2 protein-coding genes are annotated in these 2761 nt (G+C 63.2%); both read left to right on the top strand.

From position 1 onward, the window contains the following. Nucleotides 1–25: 25 nt before the first annotated feature. Nucleotides 26–1180, top strand: a complete 1155-nt coding sequence (locus QOC89_RS22370; RefSeq protein ID WP_323047011.1) for an ABC transporter permease — start codon at nucleotides 26–28, stop codon at nucleotides 1178–1180. A gap of 6 nt (nucleotides 1181–1186) precedes the next feature. Next, entirely contained in the window at nucleotides 1187–2353 is a 1167-nt protein-coding gene (locus QOC89_RS22365; RefSeq protein ID WP_323047010.1) for an ABC transporter permease, read from the top strand. Nucleotides 2354–2761: the final 408 nt, after the last annotated feature.

Raw genomic sequence — 2761 nt, 5'->3', positions numbered from 1 at the left:
CTGATCAGCGCGACGGCAGCCTGTCATGCACGCGCTGAAGCTGATTACGCGCAACGCGCTGCGCCACAAGCTGCGCACTGCGTTGACCGTGCTCGGGCTCACGATCGCGGTGCTCGCATACGGGCTCCTCAATACGGTAGTCGATGCGTGGTATGCGGGCGCCGCGGCCGCATCGAACGCGCGCCTCGTCACGCGCAACGCCATTTCGCTGACGTTCTCGCTGCCGCTCAGCTACGAGAACCGCATTCGCGGCGTGGAAGGCGTGACGCTGGTTGCGCGCTCGAACTGGTTCGGCGGCGTGTATCGCGAGCCGAAGAACTTCTTCGCGCAGTTCGCCGTGTCCGACAACTATCTGGACCTCTATCCCGAGCTGATCGTGCCCGCTCAACAGCGCAGCGATTACGAACGCGACCGCAAGGGCTGTCTCGTCGGCCGGCAACTCGCGACGCAGTTTGGCTTCAAAGTCGGCGACGTCATTCCCATCAAAGGCACGATCTATCCGGGCACCTGGGAGTTTGTCGTGCGCGGCATCATGGATGGCCGCGACGAATCGACGATCACGCGGCAACTTATTTTTCACTGGGACTATCTGAACGAGTCGGTGCGCAAAATGCCCGGCCGGCGTGCGGATCAGGTCGGTGTCTACGTGCTGGGCATTGCTGTTCCCGAGGAGGCCGCCGCGATCTCCCGCAACGTCGATGACGTGTTCAGGAACTCCCTCGCAGAAACGCTGACCGAAACCGAGCAGGCCTTCCAGCTCGGCTTCGTCGCGATGTCGAATCAGATCATCGCGGCCATCCGCGTCGTGTCGTATGTGGTGATCGTCATCATCATGGCCGTGATGGCGAATGCGATGGCGATGAGCGCCCGCGAGCGTACCGTCGAATACGCGACGCTCAAGGCGCTCGGCTTCGGACCGGGCTTTCTCGCGCTCCTGATGTTCGGCGAGTCGTTGACGCTGTGCATCGCGGGCGGCGGGCTCGGCATGCTGTTGACGCCGCCCGCCGCCGGTATCTTCCGGCAGGCAATAGGCGGTGTATTCCCCGTCTTCCACGTGTCGCGCGAGACGGTGCTGTTGCAGGCAGCGTGTGCGGGTGTCGTCGGCGTGGCGGCGGCGATCATTCCGGCGATCCAGGCGGCGCGCGTGCGGATCGTCGAAGGCCTGCGGGCCATCGGGTAGCGCATCGTGGCCATTCCGCTTTCATATATCGCTCGCAACCTGTGGGCCCGTCGGCTGACGACGGCGCTCACGGCGGGGGGACTCGCGCTGGTCGTATTCGTGTTCTCGACGGTGCTGATGCTCGACGCGGGCCTGAAGAAAACGCTCGTCTCGACGGGCGAAGAGGACAACGTCGTCGTGATCCGCAAGGGCGCGGAGACGGAAGTGCAGAGCGCGGTCGACCGCAATCAGGCCAACGTGATCGAGATGCATCCTGCCGTCGCGGTCGGCGGCGACGGACGAAGGCTCGCGTCGAAAGAGTCGGTCGTGCTGATCTCGCTAACGAAAATCGGCTCGGGCAAGCCGTCGAACGTGGTGATACGCGGTGTGTCGCAGGCGGGCATCGGCTTGCGGCCCCAAGTACGGCTCGCATCGGGGCGCCTCTTCACGCCGGGGTCGTCGGAGATTGTGGTCGGCAGCAGCATTGCGAAGGGCTTCGCGGGCACGCAGCCCGGCGGGCATTTGCATTTCGCTCAGCGCGAGTGGACCGTGGTCGGGACCTTCGACGCGGGCGGCAGCGGGTTCGATTCTGAGATCTGGGGCGATGCCGACCAGCTGATGCAGGCGTTTCGCCGGACGAGTTATTCGTCGATGGTCGTGCGGCTTTCGCAGCGCGATCAGTTTGAGCGCTTCAGGAGCGATATCGACGTCGACCCGCGCCTCGCCGACGACGCGAAACGCGAGCGAACTTTTTACAGCGACCAGTCGAGGGCGCTGTCGACGTTCCTCAACATACTCGGCTTCACGCTGTCGGCCATCTTTTCTATTGCCGCGATGATCGGCGCGATGATCACGATGTATGCGTCCGTGGCGAATCGCGTGGCGGAGATCGGCACCTTGCGCGCGCTGGGCTTCAAGCGCGCGAACGTGCTCGCGGCGTTCCTCGTCGAAGCGATGCTGCTGGGGCTCGTCGGCGGACTGGCGGGTCTTGGCTGCGCAGCGTTCATGCAGTTTGCGTCGTTCTCGACAACCAACTTCCAGACCTTCGCGGACCTGTCGTTCCGCTTCATCCTGACACCCGCTATTGTCGGGAAGACATTGGCGTTCTCGGTGACGATGGGGTTGGTTGGCGGCTTTCTGCCCGCGTTGCGCGCGTCCCGCATGAACGTCGTCGACGCGCTGCGCGCGCGGTGATTGCACGCCGTGTAGGGAATCCGAATTGTCGGTAGCCAGTGTTCACGGAGTGCTGGCGGCGAGGACGTGGAATGCCTTGCTGCGTAAGCGATAGAGCCAATCGGCCCGGATCGACCACTGTCGTGACGGTACAACGGGCGGGATGAAACGTGTCCAGTAACGTTGCGAGCGGAGCCTCGGACGGCTTGGATATCTGACTTCACGACGTCGCGATTAGATGGCTGTTTTGCCATGAATCGCAGTCGGCGCTGGCTAGCGGTGGCACGTTGCATATCAGTCCATCGACATGAAGGGACGGTCGATCCACATGGAAGCGAACGCTCAACCAGCTTCCAACCAGCGAGATTCGGTTGAAGCGTCAATCCATATCAGCGGCGTTCGGTTCTGCAATTTTTGCGCGCTGCATCG

It is taken from the genome of Paraburkholderia sp., assembly GCF_034668105.1.
Lineage (GTDB): Bacteria > Pseudomonadota > Gammaproteobacteria > Burkholderiales > Burkholderiaceae > Paraburkholderia.
This window is presented reverse-complemented; position numbering and strand designations above follow the sequence as displayed.